The organism is Micromonospora psammae (assembly GCF_036902725.1).
In the GTDB taxonomy this organism is placed as follows: domain Bacteria; phylum Actinomycetota; class Actinomycetes; order Mycobacteriales; family Micromonosporaceae; genus Micromonospora.
Genome location: NZ_JBAKHM010000009.1, coordinates 75,474 through 91,973 on the forward strand (window position 1 = coordinate 75,474; position 16,500 = coordinate 91,973).

14 protein-coding genes and 1 pseudogene are annotated in these 16,500 nt (G+C 74.2%); 10 read left to right on the top strand and 5 right to left on the bottom strand.

Annotated features, from left to right (window positions below):
* Positions 1-67 precede the first annotated feature (67 nt).
* Positions 68-1,810, top strand: a complete 1,743-nt coding sequence (locus V6U79_RS13645; RefSeq protein WP_334533559.1) for an ABC transporter substrate-binding protein — start codon at positions 68-70, stop codon at positions 1,808-1,810.
* 223 nt (positions 1,811-2,033) lie between these two features.
* Entirely contained in the window at positions 2,034-2,570 is a 537-nt protein-coding gene (locus V6U79_RS13650) for a hypothetical protein (protein WP_334533562.1), read from the top strand.
* Positions 2,571-2,665: 95 nt separating this feature from the next.
* Here V6U79_RS13650 and V6U79_RS13655 read toward each other — a convergent pair.
* Both V6U79_RS13655 and V6U79_RS13660 read right to left on the bottom strand, forming a co-directional pair.
* Positions 2,666-2,800, bottom strand: a pseudogene (locus V6U79_RS13655) (GNAT family N-acetyltransferase); the annotation flags it as partial.
* Positions 2,797-4,950 (bottom strand): S9 family peptidase, encoded by a 2,154-nt coding sequence (locus V6U79_RS13660; protein WP_334614858.1) that lies wholly within the window; start codon positions 4,948-4,950, stop codon positions 2,797-2,799. The gene V6U79_RS13660 and the pseudogene V6U79_RS13655, both read right to left, overlap by 4 nt.
* Positions 4,951-5,036: 86 nt before the next feature.
* Here V6U79_RS13660 and mshB point away from each other — a divergent pair, with 86 nt between their 5' ends.
* The 3 genes from mshB (at position 5,037) to V6U79_RS13675 (ending at position 6,964) form a co-directional block, all read left to right on the top strand.
* Positions 5,037-5,960, top strand: a complete 924-nt coding sequence (gene mshB / locus V6U79_RS13665; protein ID WP_334524575.1) for an N-acetyl-1-D-myo-inositol-2-amino-2-deoxy-alpha-D-glucopyranoside deacetylase — start codon at positions 5,037-5,039, stop codon at positions 5,958-5,960.
* Positions 5,961-5,977: 17 nt separating this feature from the next.
* Complete coding sequence (locus V6U79_RS13670; RefSeq protein ID WP_334614859.1) at positions 5,978-6,418, top strand: hypothetical protein; 441 nt, start codon at positions 5,978-5,980, stop codon at positions 6,416-6,418.
* An 81-nt stretch (positions 6,419-6,499) separates the two neighbouring features.
* Positions 6,500-6,964 (top strand): hypothetical protein, encoded by a 465-nt coding sequence (locus V6U79_RS13675; protein ID WP_334614860.1) that lies wholly within the window; start codon positions 6,500-6,502, stop codon positions 6,962-6,964.
* Positions 6,965-6,980: 16 nt separating this feature from the next.
* Here V6U79_RS13675 and V6U79_RS13680 read toward each other — a convergent pair whose 3' ends face one another.
* Complete coding sequence (locus V6U79_RS13680; RefSeq protein WP_334614861.1) at positions 6,981-7,940, bottom strand: GNAT family N-acetyltransferase; 960 nt, start codon at positions 7,938-7,940, stop codon at positions 6,981-6,983.
* A 78-nt stretch (positions 7,941-8,018) separates the two neighbouring features.
* On the opposite strand from V6U79_RS13680, the gene fdxA reads away from it, so the two are divergent.
* Positions 8,019-8,345, top strand: a complete 327-nt coding sequence (fdxA, locus tag V6U79_RS13685) for a ferredoxin (protein WP_250798677.1) — start codon at positions 8,019-8,021, stop codon at positions 8,343-8,345.
* The gene (gene dapC, locus V6U79_RS13690) at positions 8,342-9,457 is read left to right on the top strand and encodes a succinyldiaminopimelate transaminase (RefSeq protein ID WP_334614903.1); all 1,116 of its coding nucleotides are present in this window, start codon (positions 8,342-8,344) and stop codon (positions 9,455-9,457) included. Before fdxA ends, dapC begins: the two co-directional genes overlap by 4 nt.
* Before the next feature lie 45 nt (positions 9,458-9,502).
* Here the strand turns inward: dapC and V6U79_RS13695 are convergent, their stop codons facing one another.
* Positions 9,503-11,344: a M48 family metallopeptidase gene (locus V6U79_RS13695; RefSeq protein ID WP_334524565.1), complete on the bottom strand. Its 1,842-nt coding sequence runs from the start codon at positions 11,342-11,344 to the stop codon at positions 9,503-9,505.
* A 261-nt stretch (positions 11,345-11,605) separates the two neighbouring features.
* Between V6U79_RS13695 and V6U79_RS13700 the strand changes: the two genes are divergently transcribed.
* The 3 genes from V6U79_RS13700 to V6U79_RS13710 are packed head-to-tail and all read left to right on the top strand — an operon-like array spanning position 11,606 to position 13,942.
* Entirely contained in the window at positions 11,606-12,652 is a 1,047-nt protein-coding gene (locus tag V6U79_RS13700) for a prephenate dehydrogenase (RefSeq protein ID WP_334524562.1), read from the top strand.
* Positions 12,653-12,656: 4 nt separating this feature from the next.
* Positions 12,657-13,295, top strand: a complete 639-nt coding sequence (locus V6U79_RS13705; protein WP_334524559.1) for an SIMPL domain-containing protein — start codon at positions 12,657-12,659, stop codon at positions 13,293-13,295.
* Positions 13,295-13,942 (top strand): nucleoside/nucleotide kinase family protein, encoded by a 648-nt coding sequence (locus V6U79_RS13710; protein WP_334614862.1) that lies wholly within the window; start codon positions 13,295-13,297, stop codon positions 13,940-13,942. The genes V6U79_RS13705 and V6U79_RS13710 overlap by 1 nt, the downstream gene beginning before the upstream one ends.
* Here V6U79_RS13710 and V6U79_RS13715 read toward each other — a convergent pair.
* Positions 13,919-16,495, bottom strand: a complete 2,577-nt coding sequence (locus V6U79_RS13715; RefSeq protein ID WP_334524553.1) for a hypothetical protein — start codon at positions 16,493-16,495, stop codon at positions 13,919-13,921. The genes V6U79_RS13710 and V6U79_RS13715 overlap by 24 nt on opposite strands.
* Positions 16,496-16,500 lie beyond the last annotated feature (5 nt).

The window sequence follows — 16,500 nt, forward strand, 5'->3', positions numbered from 1 at the left end:
TTACGATCCTCGGGACGTCGGCGGTACACCCGCCGGACCGGACGGGCACAGGTGGAGGAGGCAGGAGATGCGACCACGCGTGACGGCCGCCGCGGGCGGTGCGATCGCCCTGGTGGTGGCGCTGGGTGCGTGCTCGAAGAACACGGGCGAGGGCACCACGGTGGACACCAACCGGCAGCAGACCGGGGTCATCGCCACGGACCCGAAGGAGTCGATGGGGCCGGCCGCGGAGGTGAGCGGCGCGCAGAAGGGCGGCACGTTCACCATCATCCGGGAAACCCCCATCACCCACCTGGACCCGCAGCGGACGTACTCCTTCGCCGGCCTGATGGCCAGCCCGCTCTTCTCCCGCTACCTGACCACGTGGAAGGACGACGGCAAGGGCGGCCTGGTCCTCGTCGGTGACCTGGCCGAGACGCCTGGCACCAACGTCAACAACGACTGCAAGGTCTGGGAATACAAGATCAAGGACGGGGTGAAGTTCGAGGACGGCAGCCCGATCACCGCCAAGGAGATCGCGTACGGCATCGCCCGCTCCTTCGACCCCGACCTCTCCGGCGGCCCGACCTACCTGCAGGAGTGGCTCGCCGACAGCCCGCAGTTCGACACCAAGTGGGACTTCAAGAAGAACAAGACCTCGCTGCCGCCGGGCCTGACCACCCCGGACGACAAGACGCTGCGCTTCGAGTTCGCCAAGCCCCGCTGTGACCTGCCGTTCGCGGTCTCGCTGCCGACCACCGCACCGCTCAAGCCGGAGAAGGACACCGGGGTCAACCTGGACACCCAGCCCTTCTCGTCCGGGCCGTACAAGGTGGCGAAGAACCAGGTCGGCGTGCAGCTCACCCTGGACCGCAACCCGAACTGGGACCCGAAGACCGACCCGGTGCGCCACCAGTACCCGGACCAGTTCGTCTGGAGCTTCGGCCCCACCGAGGACGCCGCCAACAACCGGGTCATCGCCGACAACGGCGCCGACCAGAGCGCGCTCGCCTGGAACTTCGTGCCGGCCTCGCTGGTGGCCAAGGTGGCGGGGGACGCCTCGCTCAAGTCCCGCACGATCCTCTCCCCGACGCCGAGCGCCAACCAGCTGGTCATCAACACCCAGCGGGTCAAGGACCTGAAGGTCCGCCAGGCGCTCAACTACGCCATCGACCGGGACGGGCTGATCAAGGCGCTCGGCGGCCAGACCGTCGCCGCCCCGCTGACCACCCTGATGCCGCCGGCCACCATCGGCTACCAGGCGTACGACGCCTACCCGGCGGGTGCCAACGGCAACGTCGACAAGGCCAAGGAGCTGCTCGGCGGCCAGACGCCGGAGCTGGTCCTGGGCGCGGCGGACAGCACCCGTGAGCAGCAGGAGGCCGTTCAGGTCAAGGCCAACCTGGAGCGCGCCGGCTTCAAGATCACGATCCGGAACATCCCGGACGACGCGAAGCTCGACGAGATCAAGAAGAAGGACAACCCGTGGGACCTGTACTTCGGGTCCTGGGCGGCCGACTGGCCGAGCGGCGCGTCCATCCTGCCGGTGCTCTACGACGGCCGCACCATCAAGGCCGAGGGCAACAGCAACCAGTCGTACGTCAACGACCCGGCGATCAACGCCGAGTTCGACCGGATCCTCGCCCTGGAGCCGGCGAAGCAGGGCCCCGAGTGGGCCAAGCTCGATCAGCGGATCATGAAGGAGCTGGCCCCGGTGGTGCCGCTCTACGTCGACGTCGCCTACAACGTGCACGGGTCCAAGGTCGGCGGAGTCTTCATCTCCAGCGTCTTCGGCTACCCGTCCTTCGTGAACGCGTACGTCAAGCAGTGACCTGCCACTGACGAGGCGCGCCGCAGGCCAGGGTCCTCTCCCGACAACGTGGTCGGGAGGGGACCCTTCCGCTTGACGAGCCGGGGCAACGGTACGGAGAAGCTGACCTGCCTCTTGTCCGCGAAGCTCGCACCGACCGATTCACCAGCGGCCAGCAGGCCGATTGCGCTGGCTGAGCCATCCGCAAAGCGTCGGCCCGCGCGGTTGGTGACATGATCCAGCGGTGGTTGAGGCGGTTCGATGGTTCCCGGACGAGGTCGGTCGTAACGAGGGGGAAGTCGCTTTCCTGGAGCGGCTTCGGCGGGAAGCATCCGGCTGGGACGTCGAAGGGCTCTCGCCGGAGGACGACACGTCGTCGCAGCTGTGGCTGGTGCCGCTGTACCTCGACGTTGATGTTCCAGGGCTCACCATCCGGCGCCGCACCCTGCAGGTTGGCTACTGGACGGGTGGGCCGCTCGGACAGGCACTCCAAGGTGTCTGGGGCGACGACTACCTTCTGGATGACCACGACGGCAACGATCCCGAGGACCTGACCGTGGTCGGAGTGCGGGCCAGCCATGAGGACTACGCGGAGTGGGCCGGCGCCTGGCTGCTGCGCCAGTTGCAACGACCTGTCGTGCGGGAGGAGTGGCTGGCCGGGGATCGCGTGGTCGCTGCCACCTGGCGGCTGGACGATACCGGCCGTGTCCTCGCCCGTCATGGCAGCAGTTCCCGCCGCTTCCTGCGCCGCCGCGCTGACCGTGTTGTCGCGGTGAGGTGAGCTTCGCGATGATCGCCGAGCCGGGATGGTCTGCCGGGCGTGGGTTCAATGAGCCGGCAGCAGCGCTGCTTGACGGATATGTCCTTGGTAAGGCTGTTCCGCAGGCTTTTCGCGCCGGTGAACAGCAGGATGCGGCGGCAATCCGGTTGGGCGCCGGCTTCGGCGGTGCGTAGCAGCCACCGGCCCAGCCCCTGACCTCGCAGGTCGGGCACGACGGCGAGCCGACCTAGCCGGCCCTCACCAGGTGGGTGCGGAGGAAGTCCAGCTCCAGCCGGAGCAGGCGCTCGGACAGCCCGTCGGCGGCCTGGTGGGTGGCGCCGGTCAACGGCAGCACCGCGTGCGGACGGCCGGTGGCCAGCAGCGCCGCCGACAGCCGCAGCGTGTGCGCGGCCACCACGTTGTCGTCGACCATGCCGTGCACCAGCAGCAGCGGCCGGGCCTGCTCCGTGGCGAGGACCGGCTCGGCGGCCAGCTCCACCAGCGAGTGGTGCCCGTAGACGTCGATCCCGTCGTCCGGCAGGCCCAGGTAGCGCTCGGTGTAGGCGGTGTCGTACAGGTGCCAGTCGGTGACCGGGGCGCCGGCGATGCCGCACCGGAACAGCTCCGGGTGGCGCAGCACCGCCAGCCCGGCCAGCCAGCCCCCGAACGACCAGCCGCGCACCGCCACCCGGTCGAGGTCGAGGTCCGGGTGCTTGCCGGCCAGCGCGGTGAGCGCGTCCACCTGGTCGGTCAGGATCACGTCGGCCATCCGCCGGTGGATCGCCTTCTCGAACGAGGGCGCCACCCCGGGGGTCCCCCGGTTGTCGATGGTCACCACCGCGAAGCCGGAGTCGGCCCACCACTGCCGCTCCAGCCAGGCCGACCGGGCCGCCACCACCTCCTGGTGCCCCGGCCCGCCGTAGATGTCGAGCAGCACCGGCAGCCGGGTGCCCTTGACGTGGTCGGTGGGGTAGAGCACCGCCGTCGGCAGCCGCCGGTCGGTCACCCGCACCAGCACCGGGCGCGGCGCGTACGGCGGGCTGGCGGCGAACGAGCGGAGCTGGGCCACCTCGCGGTCGCCGCGCCAGACCGACCAGCGGGTCCCTGGGTCGTCCAGCGACGCCGTGCCGACCACCAGCACGTCCGCGCCGACGGCGGCGGTGTGCCAGCCCGGGGTGCTGCTCATCCGGCGGGCCTCCACCCCGCCGCCGATCACCGTCCGCACCCGGTACAGGTGACGCTGGCTCGGCTCGCCCTCGCTCGCCTCGACCAGCAGGTCGGCCGGGCCGTTGCCGACCGGCAGCCGGCCCACCACCCGGCGTACGTAGAGCGAGGGCGGGGTGAGCAGGGTGCCGTCGGCGAAGAGGCAGCGGGCGTCGTACCCGTCGTGGGCCAGCTCGCCGCCGACCAGCACCCGCCCGTCCGGCAGGTGGGCCGGGGTGCCCGGGATCGGCTCCACCCAGCGCGGGTCGGCCAGTTCGGCGTGCACCTGGGTCTCCCCGGTGCGGTGGTCGATCGCCAGCACCAGGCCGTGCTGCTGCGAGCGGCGCAGCACGGTGATCAGCGGCCCGCCCTCGGCCCAGCCGACCGACGCCAGGTAGGGGTAGGTCTCCCGGTCCCAGTGCACGTCGACCCAGCCGCCGTCGAGGTCGAGCAGGTGCAGGCTGACCTCCGCGTTCGGGCCGCCGGCCAGCGGGTACGCGACCGAGGTGGGCGGACTCGCCGGGTCGGCCGGGTCGTGCAGGTGCCAGCGGGGCAGGCGGGACTCGTCGACCCGGGCGGCCAGCACCGAGCGGCCGTCGGGCGCCCACCAGTAGCCGCGGAACCGGTGGAACTCCTCGGCCGCGACGTGCTCGGCCAGCCCCCACGTCACGCCGGAGTCCTCGCCGGCCAGCATGGTGTCGGTGCCGTCCGACTCGACCACCCGCAGCTGGCCCCGGCGTACCCCCTCGGCGGCGTCGGTCACGTACGCCAGCCGCTCCCCGGTGGGGTCGGGCCGCGGGTCGATCACCGGCCCGACGGTGGCCACCTCGACCACGTCGCCGTGCACCAGGTCCGCCCGGAACAGCCGCCCGGCCAGCGGGAACACCGCCACCCGACCGGCCGCGTCGAGGGCGTACGAGCCGATGCCGGCGGCGCTGAGCCGCTGCCGCTCGCGCAGCGCCCGCTCACCCGGGGCGAGCGCCGTCGGGTCGGCCTCCGGGCCGAGCAGCGCGGCCGGCTCGGCCACCAGCCGCTCCTCGCCGGTGGCGACCTCCAACGACCAGAGGGCCTCCGCCGGGTCCTCCGGGCCACCGGACCGGAGGAAGACCACCCGGGAGCCGTCCTCGGCCACGGAGACGGCGCGCGGGGCCCCGTGGCTGAACCGACGGGTGCGGGCGGCCAGCTCGGGAAAGTCCACAATCCGGATCGTAGAGCGGCGTCGGGCGTGATGTGGCCGACCTGGGCGGACGCGTCGAGACCGGCGGCCGGGGACCGCCGGTTAGAGTGACGGGCGTGACGACGCTGCCCGACCGCCGCCTCCTGCTGGTCCACGCGCACCCCGACGACGAGTCGATCGGCACCGGGTCGACGATGGCCCACTACGCCGCCACCGGAGCCCACGTCACCCTGGTCACCTGCACCCTCGGTGAGGAGGGCGAGATCCACGTGCCGGAGCTGGCGCAGCTCTCCGCCGCCGAGGCCGACCAGCTGGGCGGGTACCGGATGGGTGAGCTGGCCGCCGCCTGCGCCGCGCTCGGCGTCACCGACCACCGGTTCCTGGGTGGCGCGGGCCGCTACCGGGACTCCGGGATGATGGGCCTGCCGACCAACCAGCACCCCCGGGCCTTCTGGCAGGCCGATCTCGACGAGGCCGCCGGGCACCTGGTGGAGATCATGCGGGAGGTACGCCCGCAGGTGCTCGTCACGTACGACCCGAACGGCTTCTACGGCCACCCCGACCACATCCAGGCCCACCGGGTGGCGATGCGGGCGGTGGAGCTGGCCGCCGCCGAGGGCGTGGCCCCGGCGAAGGTCTACTGGACGGCGATGCCGAGCAGCGTGCTGGAGGCGGGCATGACGCACTTCGCGGAGTCGGCGGACAACCCCTTCGCCGGCATCGACAGCGTCGAGGACCTGCCCTTCGGCACCCCGGATCCGCAGATCGCCGCCCGGCTCGACGCCACCGAGCAGCACGCCGCCAAGGAGGCGGCGATGCGGGCCCACGCCACCCAGATCCCGGCCAACTCCTGGCTCTACTCGATCGCCGGCAACTTCGGCGCCGAGTTCATGGGCGTGGAGTACTTCACCCTGGCGGTGGGGGAGAAGGGGCCCGGCAGCGGCCCGTACGGCTGGGAGGACGACCTCTTCGCCGGGATCGTCACCGGCGGGGCGGACCGGTCCCCCGTCGCGGCGGCCGGCCTCCGGTGACCCTGCCCGCCCCGCCGATGCCGGTCGTCGAGGAGGAGAGCCCCCCGCCCCCGCCCCCCGGCCGGTTCACGCGGCTGTTCGACCTGGCCCTGCGGGTGGCCGGTGGCCTGGTCTCCCTGCTCGGCGGGGTGCTCGCCGCCCTGCTCGGGCTGCTCTTCTCCACCGTCCGGGTGGGGGGACAGCTGGTCGGGGTGTCGGTGCCGGTCACCATCGCCGCCGCGATCGCGCTCAGCTGGTTCGCGTACGCGACGGTCGGCCGTAAGTGGGCGGTGGCGCTGCCGGCGCTGCCCTGGTTCGTGCTGATGTCCGTGGCGGCGGTCCGCTCCGACGAGGGTGACCTGCTCGTCGCCGGTGACAACTGGGTCGGGCTGGGGATGATCACCGCGGGGGCGATGACCTTCGCGGTGATGGCGTTCCGGCAGATCCTGGGCCCGCCGCAGCGACGTCACGACGGGTGATGACGGGGCGCCGGTGGTGGTGGTAGATATTCCTGCCAGGAGGCCCGCCGACGGGGCGGCCGGTACGGCGGGAGGCGTGCGATGAGGGAGCGGTGGCGCGCGATCGGTGTGCTCGCGGGAGCGCTGTTCGCGGTCAACGTGGTGGCCCGGTTGACCACCGAGTTCGGCTTCGACGGGAACGACACCGCCCAGTCCGTGGTCTCCCTCATCATGTTCCTGGTGATCGGGGCGATCCTCGCCGGGGTGGTCTTCGTCCGGGGCCGGGTCGAGCCGGTCGCCGAGTGGGGCGGCGTCGTCGGCGCGGCGATCGGGGTGGCGCTGCTGCTCACCATCCTGGTGGGGCCGCTGCTGGTGGGTGACAGCCCGATCCCGGACAACGGCGGTCTCTTCTTCGCCCAGTTCGGCCTCTACCTGCTCGCCACCGGCGCGGGGGTGGCCCTGGGCTACCTGGTGCTCACCGCCCTGGGGTGGGACCACCGTTCGCAGCAGCTCAAGCGGTACGCCGAGCGCACGGCCACCAAGCCGCCCCGCGTCGTCCGCCGCTGACCCGCCGGGCCGCCCCTCAGTCCGGGGCGACGCGGGTCAGGTAGGTGTGGTGGGTGGTGAAGCCGAGCCCCTGGTAGAGCGTCACCGCGGGGGTGTTGCGCTGTTCCACCTGAAGGAAGGCGTGCGTCGCCCCCTCCGCCACACCCCAGTCGACCAGGGCGCGGACCACCCGGCCGGCCAGCCCGCGCCGCCGGGCCTCGGGTACCACCTCGATCAGGCTGAGCCCCAACCAGCGGCGCTGCCCGGTGACCGTGCCCCGGCCGATCGCGACGAGCCGGCCGTCGGCGTACACGTGGGCGAAGCGGACCCGGTCCACGGCGGTGAGCACGTGCCGGGCGGCGTCCGGCAGGCCGCCCTTGCGGCCGGCGGCGATCGCCAACCAGTCGTCGGACGGCGCGGCGGCCAGCCCGACCGGCGGCGCGTCGACGGGGGCCGGTGCCGCCGGCGGCAGCGCGGCCAGCGCCACGGTCTGCACCAGCACCGGCGGGCGGGCGCCCCAGCCCCGGGCGTCCAGTTCGGCGCCGACCGGCGCGGCCAGCGGCAGCGGGGTGTTCACCATCGCCTGCTGGCCGTGGTCGGCGTACCAGCTTTCCACCGCGTCGAGCGCGGCGGGCAGGGGACGGTCGGGGTCGCCCACGGGCAGGGCCGAGTTGGCCCGGCCCGACCAGCCCGCGGCGGCGCGCAGCAGCCAGTCACCGAGCCGGCCCCGGACCGGGGCGGGCCACGCCTCGTCGGAGGCGCGCTCCAGCTCCACCACGGCCCCGGCGGTGGGCCGCCGGGTGGGCGGCACCCGCTTGGCCCGGTGCACCTCCGCCACCGGCACCCGCAGCCGGCCGCGCGCGGTGGCGAGAGTGAGATGGGTCTCGGTCAGCTCGACCAGTTCGCCGAGGGCGTCCGTGAAGAGGGGCCGGCCCTCGCGAATCCCCACAATGCGGCGGACCACGATCCGGTGTCCCACGTCCTGCTGTCTGAGCACGATCGACCTCCTCCCCGGCGAGATACTAGGCTCTTAGCGTCGCGGTGATCGCGACGAGTCTTGCGGAGGAGAAGACCGGTGACCTACATCATCGCCGAGCCGTGCGTGGATGTGCTCGACAAGGCATGCATCGAGGAGTGCCCGGTCGACTGCATCTACGAGGGCAACCGGATGCTCTACATCCACCCCGACGAGTGCGTCGACTGCGGTGCCTGTGAGCCGGTCTGCCCGGTCGAAGCCATCTTCTACGAGGACGACGTCCCGGAGCAGTGGAAGAACTACACCGGGGCCAACTACGAGTTCTTCGAGGACCTGGGCTCGCCGGGCGGGGCGTCGAAGATCGGCAAGGTGGAGAAGGACGCGACCTTCGTCGCGGCCCAGCCGCCGCGCGGAGAGGGCCACTGAACCGGCCCGCGCCGGTCTCGTCGCGCCTGCCCGAGTTCACCTGGGACACGCTGGACGCCGCGGCCGCCCTGGCCGCGGCGCATCCGGACGGTCTGATCAACCTCTCGATGGGCACTCCGGTCGACCCGGTGCCCCCGGTGATCCGGCAGGCGCTGGCGGACGCGGCCGACGCACCCGGCTACCCGCTGACCGCGGGCACCCCGGCGCTGCGTGACGCCATCGCGGCCTGGGTCGCCCGGGCCTGCGGCGCGGGCGTCGACGGGCTGGGGGTGCTGCCCACGATCGGCTCCAAGGAACTGGTCGCCTGGTTGCCCACCCTGCTCGGCGTCGGCCCCGGCGACGTGGTCGTGGTGCCCTCGGTGGCCTACCCGACGTACGAGGACGGGGCCCGGCTCGCCGGCGCCACCACCGTCCGCGCCGACTCGCTGACCGCGGTGGGTCCGACCTCCCGGGTACGCCTGGTCTGGGTCAACTCGCCCGGCAACCCGACCGGTCGCGTGCTGCCCGCCGTCCACCTGCGCAAGGTGGTGGACTGGGCCCGGGAGCGGGGCGCGGTGGTGGCCAGCGACGAGTGCTACCTGCCGTTGGGCTGGTCGGCCGAGGCCGAGCCGGTCTCGGTGCTCTCGCCCGAGGTCTGCGGCGGGTCGTACGACTCGGTGCTGGCGGTGCACTCGCTCTCCAAGCGCTCCAACCTGGCCGGTTACCGGGCCGGCTTCGTGGCCGGCGACCCGGCCCTGGTGGCCGAGCTGCTCAAGGTCCGCAAGCACGCCGGGATGATCGTGCCGGCGCCGGTGCAGGCGGCGATGGTGGCCGCGCTGGGCGACCAGGCGCACGCCGACGAGCAGCGGGAACGCTACCGGGCCCGGCGGGAGACGCTGCTCGCCGCGTTCACCGGGGCGGGCTTCACAGTGGAGCACTCCGAGGCCGGTCTCTACCTCTGGATGACCCGGGGCGAGGACTGCTGGGACACCGTCGACTGGTTGGCCCGCCGGGGCATCCTGGTGGCCGCCGGGGTCTTCTACGGCCCCGGTGGCGCTCGGCACGTCCGGGCGGCGCTGACCGAGTCCGACGCGCACGTCGCCGCCGTCGCGGCCCGCCTCGCCGGATCCTGACCGCGGTCCGGGCGGCCGACCCACGGGGCCGGCCGCCCGGCGGCGTCAGCCGTTGATCCGGCGGAAGACCCGCAGCAGGGTGTCCCGGCTCTGCTTCTCCAGCAGCTCGCTGGCCATCAGCTCCTGCATGGTGACCACCCGCCCGTCGTGCAGGCTCAGCTCCGCCTTCAGCGGCACCTCCCGCTTGACGTCCACCGAGACGATCTCCTCGTACGGCAGGAAGGCGTGCCGGGTCGCCAGCTCCGCGATCGGCACCGAGCCGACCAGCGCGCGCAGCCGCTTCTCGCCCTGGCTCGCCTTGCCCGGGTTGACGATCAGGATCAGCCCCCGGTCGAGGATGAGCACGTCGTGCTCCTTGCCCTCGATCTTGATGTTGGCCAGCGCGCCGATCAGGTCGGCGTCCCGCCCGGAGACCCGGTCCTCCACCACCGTCGCACCACCCGGGTCGATGCCCAGCGCGGCGAGACGGGCCAGCGCCTCGTCCAGGGTCTGCGGCGCGACGGCCAGCTTGGCGACCTCGGCCAGGTCCCACGGCTCCCCGTCCGCGCCGACCAGCTGGGCCGGGCCGGACCAGGAGAGCTGCCAGTGCGCGCGGCCGGAGCGGATCGCCGCGTTGTCCAGCAGCGTCTCCATCGGGCCGGCGAACCGGACCGCGGCCTCCTTGCGGGTGGCGTCGCCGAAGAACTGCTCGGCGAACTCGCCCAGCCGACCCGAGCGCACCAGGTCCAGCACCGTCGTCAGGCCGGGCCCGGTCACGCCGGTGAACCGGCCCGCCGCCCGGTAGATGCCGTCCGCCTGCTGCTGCACCGAGGCGGCCAGCGCCGCGGCGATGAACTGGGCCCACGGCAGCACCTGCCGGCTGCCGTGCTCGACCACGGCACCCTGAAGCTGCCGACCCGCGGTGGCGATGTCGGCGAGCAGCAGCGCGGCCGGCCGGTCGTCCGGTGCGACCGCTCCCGCCGGCAGGGCCGTCATCGCGGCGACCCGGATGCCGATCGGCGGGTGGGTGTCCCACGGCGACGGCTCCCCGTCCGGGGCGTGTTCCCGCAGCTCGGCGATCTCGTCCCGGCGGGCGTGCAGCAGCTGGCCGAAGCCGCCGAAGAGGTCGTCCGGCGCCAGCCCGGCCGACCAGCCCGGCTCCACGTACCGTCGCATGTAGAAGCCCCAGGCGGCGTCGAGCGCGGGCAGCGTGCGCAGCGCCGAGGTGGCGGCCTCGTGCCCGGCCAGCAGCACGGAGGACCGGTCGGCCTCCAGCTCCTGCCGGCGCGACGCGGCGTTGTCCACCATCAGGTAGAGCTTCGAGTAGCCCCGGAAGACCCAGCCGATCGGGTTGCCCCGGCCGATCCGCTGGACGGTCTCCTCGATTGCCAGCCGGCCCCGGTACGCCACCCCGCCGAGCCGGGTGTGCTTGCCGGAGTAGTGGCCGAGCTCGTGGGCGAGCACCGAGCGGAGCTGGTCCAGCCGCATCGCCTGGAGCAGCGGCAGTCCGACGTAGAGGGTGCGCCGGCCGCCGATCAGGCCGAGCAGTCGACTCTGCTCGCCGACCGCCGCGTTCACCTCGGGCACCAGCCGGATCTCGTCCGGGGCGCGGGTGCCCACCGCGGCGGCCAGCTCCCGGACGGTGCTCCACAGCCCCGGCGCGTCGCGTTCGGAGAGGATCAGGCCGGGCGCCGGCTCGTTCCGGGTACGGATCGCGCGCCAGAGTCCGACGGCCACCGCTCCCAGCGCGATGACCAGGGGCAGCAGCAGCTTGCCGGTGAGGGCGCCGCTGGTGTGGCTGTACAGCCAGGCCCCGAGCGCTACGACGGCGGCGAGCTGCAACAGTGCGACGACGTAGAAGCCGATCAACATGACCACCGAGGCGAGCGCCCGGTACGTCGCGGACATCTTGGTTCCTTCCCCCGCTGTGAGGCCGCCTCGGATTGACGGGCGGCGGAGGGGACCGTACGACGTGGATCTTCGCCGGACAACCCCCTTCCGGTCCGCCCGGTCCACCTCTACGATCTGCCGGGTCGTCACCTCGCCGGTGAGAGGACGCCCTGGCCGCCGAGGACTGACCGGCGTACCGGCCGGGCCGATATCCTCGGCCCGGACCTGGTGGAGGCCCGAGGGCCCCGCACCCCCTAGCCGGAACAGCGAGGTGCGCCGATGGTGGACAGGGTCGGTGCGCCGGTGCGGGCCGCGGTGGTGGGCACCGGCCTGATCGGCGGCTCGGTGCTGCTGCGGTTGCGCGCCGCCGGCCTCGACGTGGCCGGCTGGGATCCCGACGCGGCCACCCGGGAGCAGGCGCGCCGAGCGGGCGTACCCGCCCCGGACCGGCTGGTCGACGCGGTGGCCGACCGGGACGTGGTCTTCCTCTGCGGGCCGCTGCCCACCCTGCCGGAGACGCTGGTCGCGGTGGCGGCGGCGACCGGTGCCGGGTGCGTGCTGACCGACGTCGGCAGCACCAAGGGCGAGGTGGCCGCCTTCGCCGCCGCGCGTGGGCTGACCGACCGGTTCGTGCCCGGCCATCCGATGGCGGGCACCGACCGGGCGGGCCTCACCGCGGCGGCGCCGGACCTCCTCACCGGGGCGGCCTGGGTGCTCTGCCCCGCCCCCGGGCCGGCGCTGGCCGCCTTCCGGTGGCTGACCGCCCTGGTCGTCGACGTCTTCGCCGCCCGGGTGGTGCCGATGCCCGCCGACCGGCACGACACCGTGGTGGCGCTCGCCTCGCACGTCCCGCATCTGCTCGCCGGCGCGCTGGCCGGGGCGGCCGACCGGTCGCCGCTGCGCGACGCGGTGCTCGGCCTGGCCGCCGGCAGCTTCCGCGACGGCACCCGGGTCGCCGGCGGCCCGCCGGAGCGCACGGCGAACATGCTGCTGGCCAACCGGGCGGAGACGCTGGCCGCGCTGGGGTCGGTCACCGCCGTCCTGGACGAGCTGGCCGCCGCCCTGCGCGCCGGTGACCGGGACGCGCTCACCGCCCGGCACGCCGAGGGTCGGGCCGCCCGGGCCGCGCTGGCCGGTCGCCCGACGGTGTCGCTGCGCCGTCGCTTCCCGCCGGGCGGCGGGGACGAGGAGCTGGCCTTCCTGCTGGAGTTGGGCGCGTCCGGCGGGCACCTGGACGGGTGCCGCGCCGACGCCGACGGGGTGACGTACTCGGCCCGCCGGTTGCCCGAGGGCGCGGGCGGCCCGGCGGCCCCGCCGCTAGGGTGAGGGCGTGACGGACGGACCGGTCGTGGCGGTGCGCGGTGCGGCGTACCGGGAGGTGCCGCCCGAGCTGGCCCGGTTCCACGTGACCGTGCGGGCCCGCGAGCGCGACCGCGAGGCCACCCTGACCCGGCTCGCCGAGCGGTCCGCCGCGGTGCGGGTGCTGCTCGCCGAGCACCAGCCGCCGGTCGATCGCCGGGAGACCGGCGAGCTGTGGGTACGTCCCGAGACCAGCCGGTCCAATGAGCGGGTGGTCGGCTACCGGGGCAGCGTGACCACCACCGTGACGGTCACCGACTTCAGCACCCTCGCCGAGCTGATGCTGCGCCTGGCCGACCAGGAGCAGGTGGAGGTCGCCGGCCCGCAGTGGTCGCTGCGCCCCGACAGCCCGGCCCACCGGGAGGCCCGGCACGCCGCGATCGCCGACGCGCTGCACCGGGCCCGGGAGTACGCCGAGGCGCTCGGCGCCCGGGTCACCGCCCTGCTGGAGCTGGCCGACCCGAACGAGGAGTACGGCTTCGCGTCCGCCGGCGGCGCCGCGTGGCGGGCCAAGGGTGAGCCGGCCGAGCTGGAGCTGGATCCGCCGCCGCAGACCGTGCACGCCGTGGTGCGGGCCCGGTTCGCCATCAGCGAGCCGGTCCTGGGCTGATGGCCGAGGTGCGTAGCGTCTCGCTCGACGAGCTGGTGGCCCGGGCGAGGGCCCTGGCCGACGCCGGTCCCCGGCAGCTGCTCGGCATCACCGGGCCGCCCGGTGCGGGCAAGTCCACGCTGGCCGAACGGCTCGTCGCCGCGGTCGGCCCGGCCGCCCGGCTGGTGCCGATGGACGGCTTCCACCTGGCCCAGGCGGAGCTGGTCCGGCTGGGCCGCGCCGACCGCAAGGGCGCGGTGGACACCTTCGACGCCAACGGGTACGTCTCGCTGCTGCGCCGACTGCGCCGGCTGGAGCCGACCGCGGTGTACGCACCGCTGTTCCGCCGTGACCTGGAGGAGCCGATCGCCGGCGCGATCGAGGTGCCGCCCTCGGTGCGGCTGGTGGTCACCGAGGGCAACTACCTGCTGCTCACCGACCCGCCCTGGGACGAGGTGCGGTCGCTGCTGAACGAGGCCTGGTTCCTCGACCTGGACGTCCAGCGGCGGCTGCACCGGCTGGTGGCCCGGCACGAGGCGTACGGACGGTCGCCGGAGGCGGCGGTGGCCTGGGCGCACGGCAGCGACGAGGCCAACGCCGCCGTGGTGGCCGGTTCCGCGGGTCGCGCCGACCTGGTGGTCCGCCTATCCGACCCGCTGCCGGGGTGACGGGGCGGTCCGGCGCAGCAACCGGGCCACCAGCGCCCGCTCGCGGACGAACTCCGGCGACTCCGGGTAGCCGCTGTGGTTGCGGATCGGCGGGTCGACGACCTCGCCCCCGCTGGGGTGCAGCGCCTCCGGGTCGGCGACCGGGACGTCCCGTTCGCCGGCGCTGACCGGCCAGCCGAGCGGGTCGGTGTCCCGCCAGAAGTTGGTCCAGGCGACGGGGCCGGAGGGCCAGGTCAGGGTGGTGGCCAGCGCCCGGAGCCGCTCCGGCCCGAAGTACGCCGGGAAGACCCGCCCGTAGAGCCGGGTCAGCTGGCAGCCGTACGAGAAGAACCAGATCCGGCGCCGCCAGCGGGACGGCAGTTGGAGCAGCGTCGCGGCGCAGATGACCGTTCCCTGGCTGTGCCCGGAGAGGATCACCCCGTCCACCCGGCGGGGGTCCTCGTCGGCCAGCGACAGCAGGCCGGCGACGCGGGTCTGCAGCTCGGGCACCGCCCTCTCGGCGTAGCTCGGTGGGGCGAGCGGGTGGGCGGCGCGGGGCCAGAAGGTGCCGATGTCCCAGATCACGCCGGCCGAGCGCCGGACGGTGTCGTTGCGGTAGACCAGCAGACCGAGGGCGGCGACGACCGCGGGCAACCAGCCCAGCATGGTGCCGCCGATGTCGGCGACGGTGTGTACCACGTCCCGCCAGTCGCCCGTGCTCTTCGGGCTGGGCCGGTTGCGGGAGAGGGCGGCGGCGCAGCAGAGGGTCACCAGCACCGCCGACACGGTGGCGAAGCAGCCGATCAGCCGGACGGCGTGCTCGCCGACCAGCCGGTGCAACGCCTGGAACTTGCTGACCTCACGGCAGCGCCGCAGGTCGTGGGCGGAGAGCACGGTGCCGGGGGTGGTGAGGGCGGCGTACTCCTGGCGGCGCAGCCGGTGGAAGAGGAGCCCGGCGCGCAGCCCGGTGACGGCGACGGCGAGCGCGGCGACGGCGAAGGCCAGGCCGGCCCAGAAGACGGCCAGGGGCGGCACGATCGTGGAGTACCGGCTGGGTGTGCCCCCGTTGTCGAGCCGGTCGGTGACCCAGTAGAGCAGGCCGGCGCAGTAGGAGATGGCCATCATCCAGCCGAATCCGGCGAGCAGGGCCGCGCCGCGGCCACCCCAGGCCAGGTCGGTGTGTGCGCCGAGCGGCTGCTCCTCGGTCTGGGGCCGGGTACGGGGGAGCAGCAACCCGGTCGCCGCGATCCCGATCGCCAGCACGGCCAGCATCCAGGTCCGCAGCCCCGTCGGGGCGGGTGGCGCGAAGGGCGGCGCGGCGTCGACCCAGACCGCCCCGAGGGGCAGCAGGACGGCCCCGGTCAACGGGGCGAGCAGCCCTCGGCGCCCGGAGCGGGCGACCGCGCCGATCGTGATGAGCAGCAGCACCTGGTAGGTGGCGAGCCAGGCGACGCCCGGGTCGTACCCGGGCAGCGACCGGTCGGTGAGGCAGCCGGCGATCCCCGGGTCGCGGACACACCCGGCGGGGGGCCGGTACTCGGCCAGTGGTCGGCCGGCGGGACCGTCGGGCAGCAGCAGGAGGGTGAAGGTGCCGGCCACTCCGAGCCCGGTGAGCAGGCCGACGGCCGCGCTCCACCGGCCCAGCGGGGTGGCTCCGCCGCGCCGGCTCAGCCAGGGGTGGCCCACCGCGACCACCGCGATCACCACGACCGCGGCGAGGGCGGTGACGGTCGGCCAGGCGACGGCCGCGCGGACGCCGCGCGGTGGGTCCATGGCGAGTGCCGCCCCGAGCGGCACCGCCGCGGCGATCACCGCTCCGGTGCACAGGTGGAGCACGGCGGCCCGCCGCAGCTGGCCCTCGCCGCCCCAGAAGGTGGGGTCCTGGAGCGGGCTGGTGGCGGGTTCCCGCCGCTCCGGTTCGGGCTCGCCGTCGCCGGGCCCGGGGTGGGGTTCGGCGGGCAGTTCGGCCTCGTACTGGTAGGTGCGCCAGGCCACGACGCCGAGCACCGCGAGCATGGCGAGGGGGAGGAGCAGGCCGACGGCGAGCGCCCGGCTGCCCTCCCGCCACCAGGCGTGGGCGAGGAACTCCCACGGGCCCGGCAGGTGGCGCAGGCAGTCCCGGTCGACGCACTGCCAGGCGACCAGGTCGACCCCGATGCCGGTGGCGGTGACGACCAGGGTGCAGGTCAGGCTGAGACAGAAGAGCCGGATCAGCCACGCGGTGATGCCGGACCGGCTGCCCCAGCGCTCCTGGTCGGGGTCGGGCGGGATGCCGGGCCGCGCGTAGAGCGCGACGTTGGCCAGGGTGAACGGCAGCAGCAGGGTCCACAGGGCACGTTCGACGTCGCGCACGGTCCGCGCGCCGGAGGTCAGCTGCCCCCAGCTGTACGCCTCGACCGTGCTCGCGTCGTCCGGGTCGGCCGCGGTGGACCGGTAGAAGCCGGTGACCGCGTCCCCGGCGACCAGCCGGGGTTGCGGGCCGTTGCCGCCCGGTTCGGGGCGCAGGCCGAGGAGCTGATCGGGTGGGGTGTTGGAAACGCCGTGCACCCGTAGTTCGAGCACCCGTTCGTCCATGCCTG

What these genes read in the sequence shown, in the direction of transcription:
- V6U79_RS13645 (WP_334533559.1), top strand. Translation starts at nt 68, where the DNA reads ATGCGACCACGCGTGACGGCCGCCGCGGGCGGTGCGATCGCCCTGGTG.
- V6U79_RS13670 (WP_334614859.1), top strand. Translation starts at nt 5,978, where the DNA reads ATGCCGGTCGTCGAGGAGGAGAGCCCCCCGCCCCCGCCCCCCGGCCGG.
- V6U79_RS13675 (WP_334614860.1), top strand. Translation starts at nt 6,500, where the DNA reads ATGAGGGAGCGGTGGCGCGCGATCGGTGTGCTCGCGGGAGCGCTGTTC.
- V6U79_RS13695 (WP_334524565.1), bottom strand. Translation starts at nt 11,344, where the DNA reads ATGTCCGCGACGTACCGGGCGCTCGCCTCGGTGGTCATGTTGATCGGC.
- V6U79_RS13700 (WP_334524562.1), top strand. Translation starts at nt 11,606, where the DNA reads ATGGTGGACAGGGTCGGTGCGCCGGTGCGGGCCGCGGTGGTGGGCACC.
- V6U79_RS13710 (WP_334614862.1), top strand. Translation starts at nt 13,295, where the DNA reads ATGGCCGAGGTGCGTAGCGTCTCGCTCGACGAGCTGGTGGCCCGGGCG.
- V6U79_RS13715 (WP_334524553.1), bottom strand. Translation starts at nt 16,495, where the DNA reads ATGGACGAACGGGTGCTCGAACTACGGGTGCACGGCGTTTCCAACACC.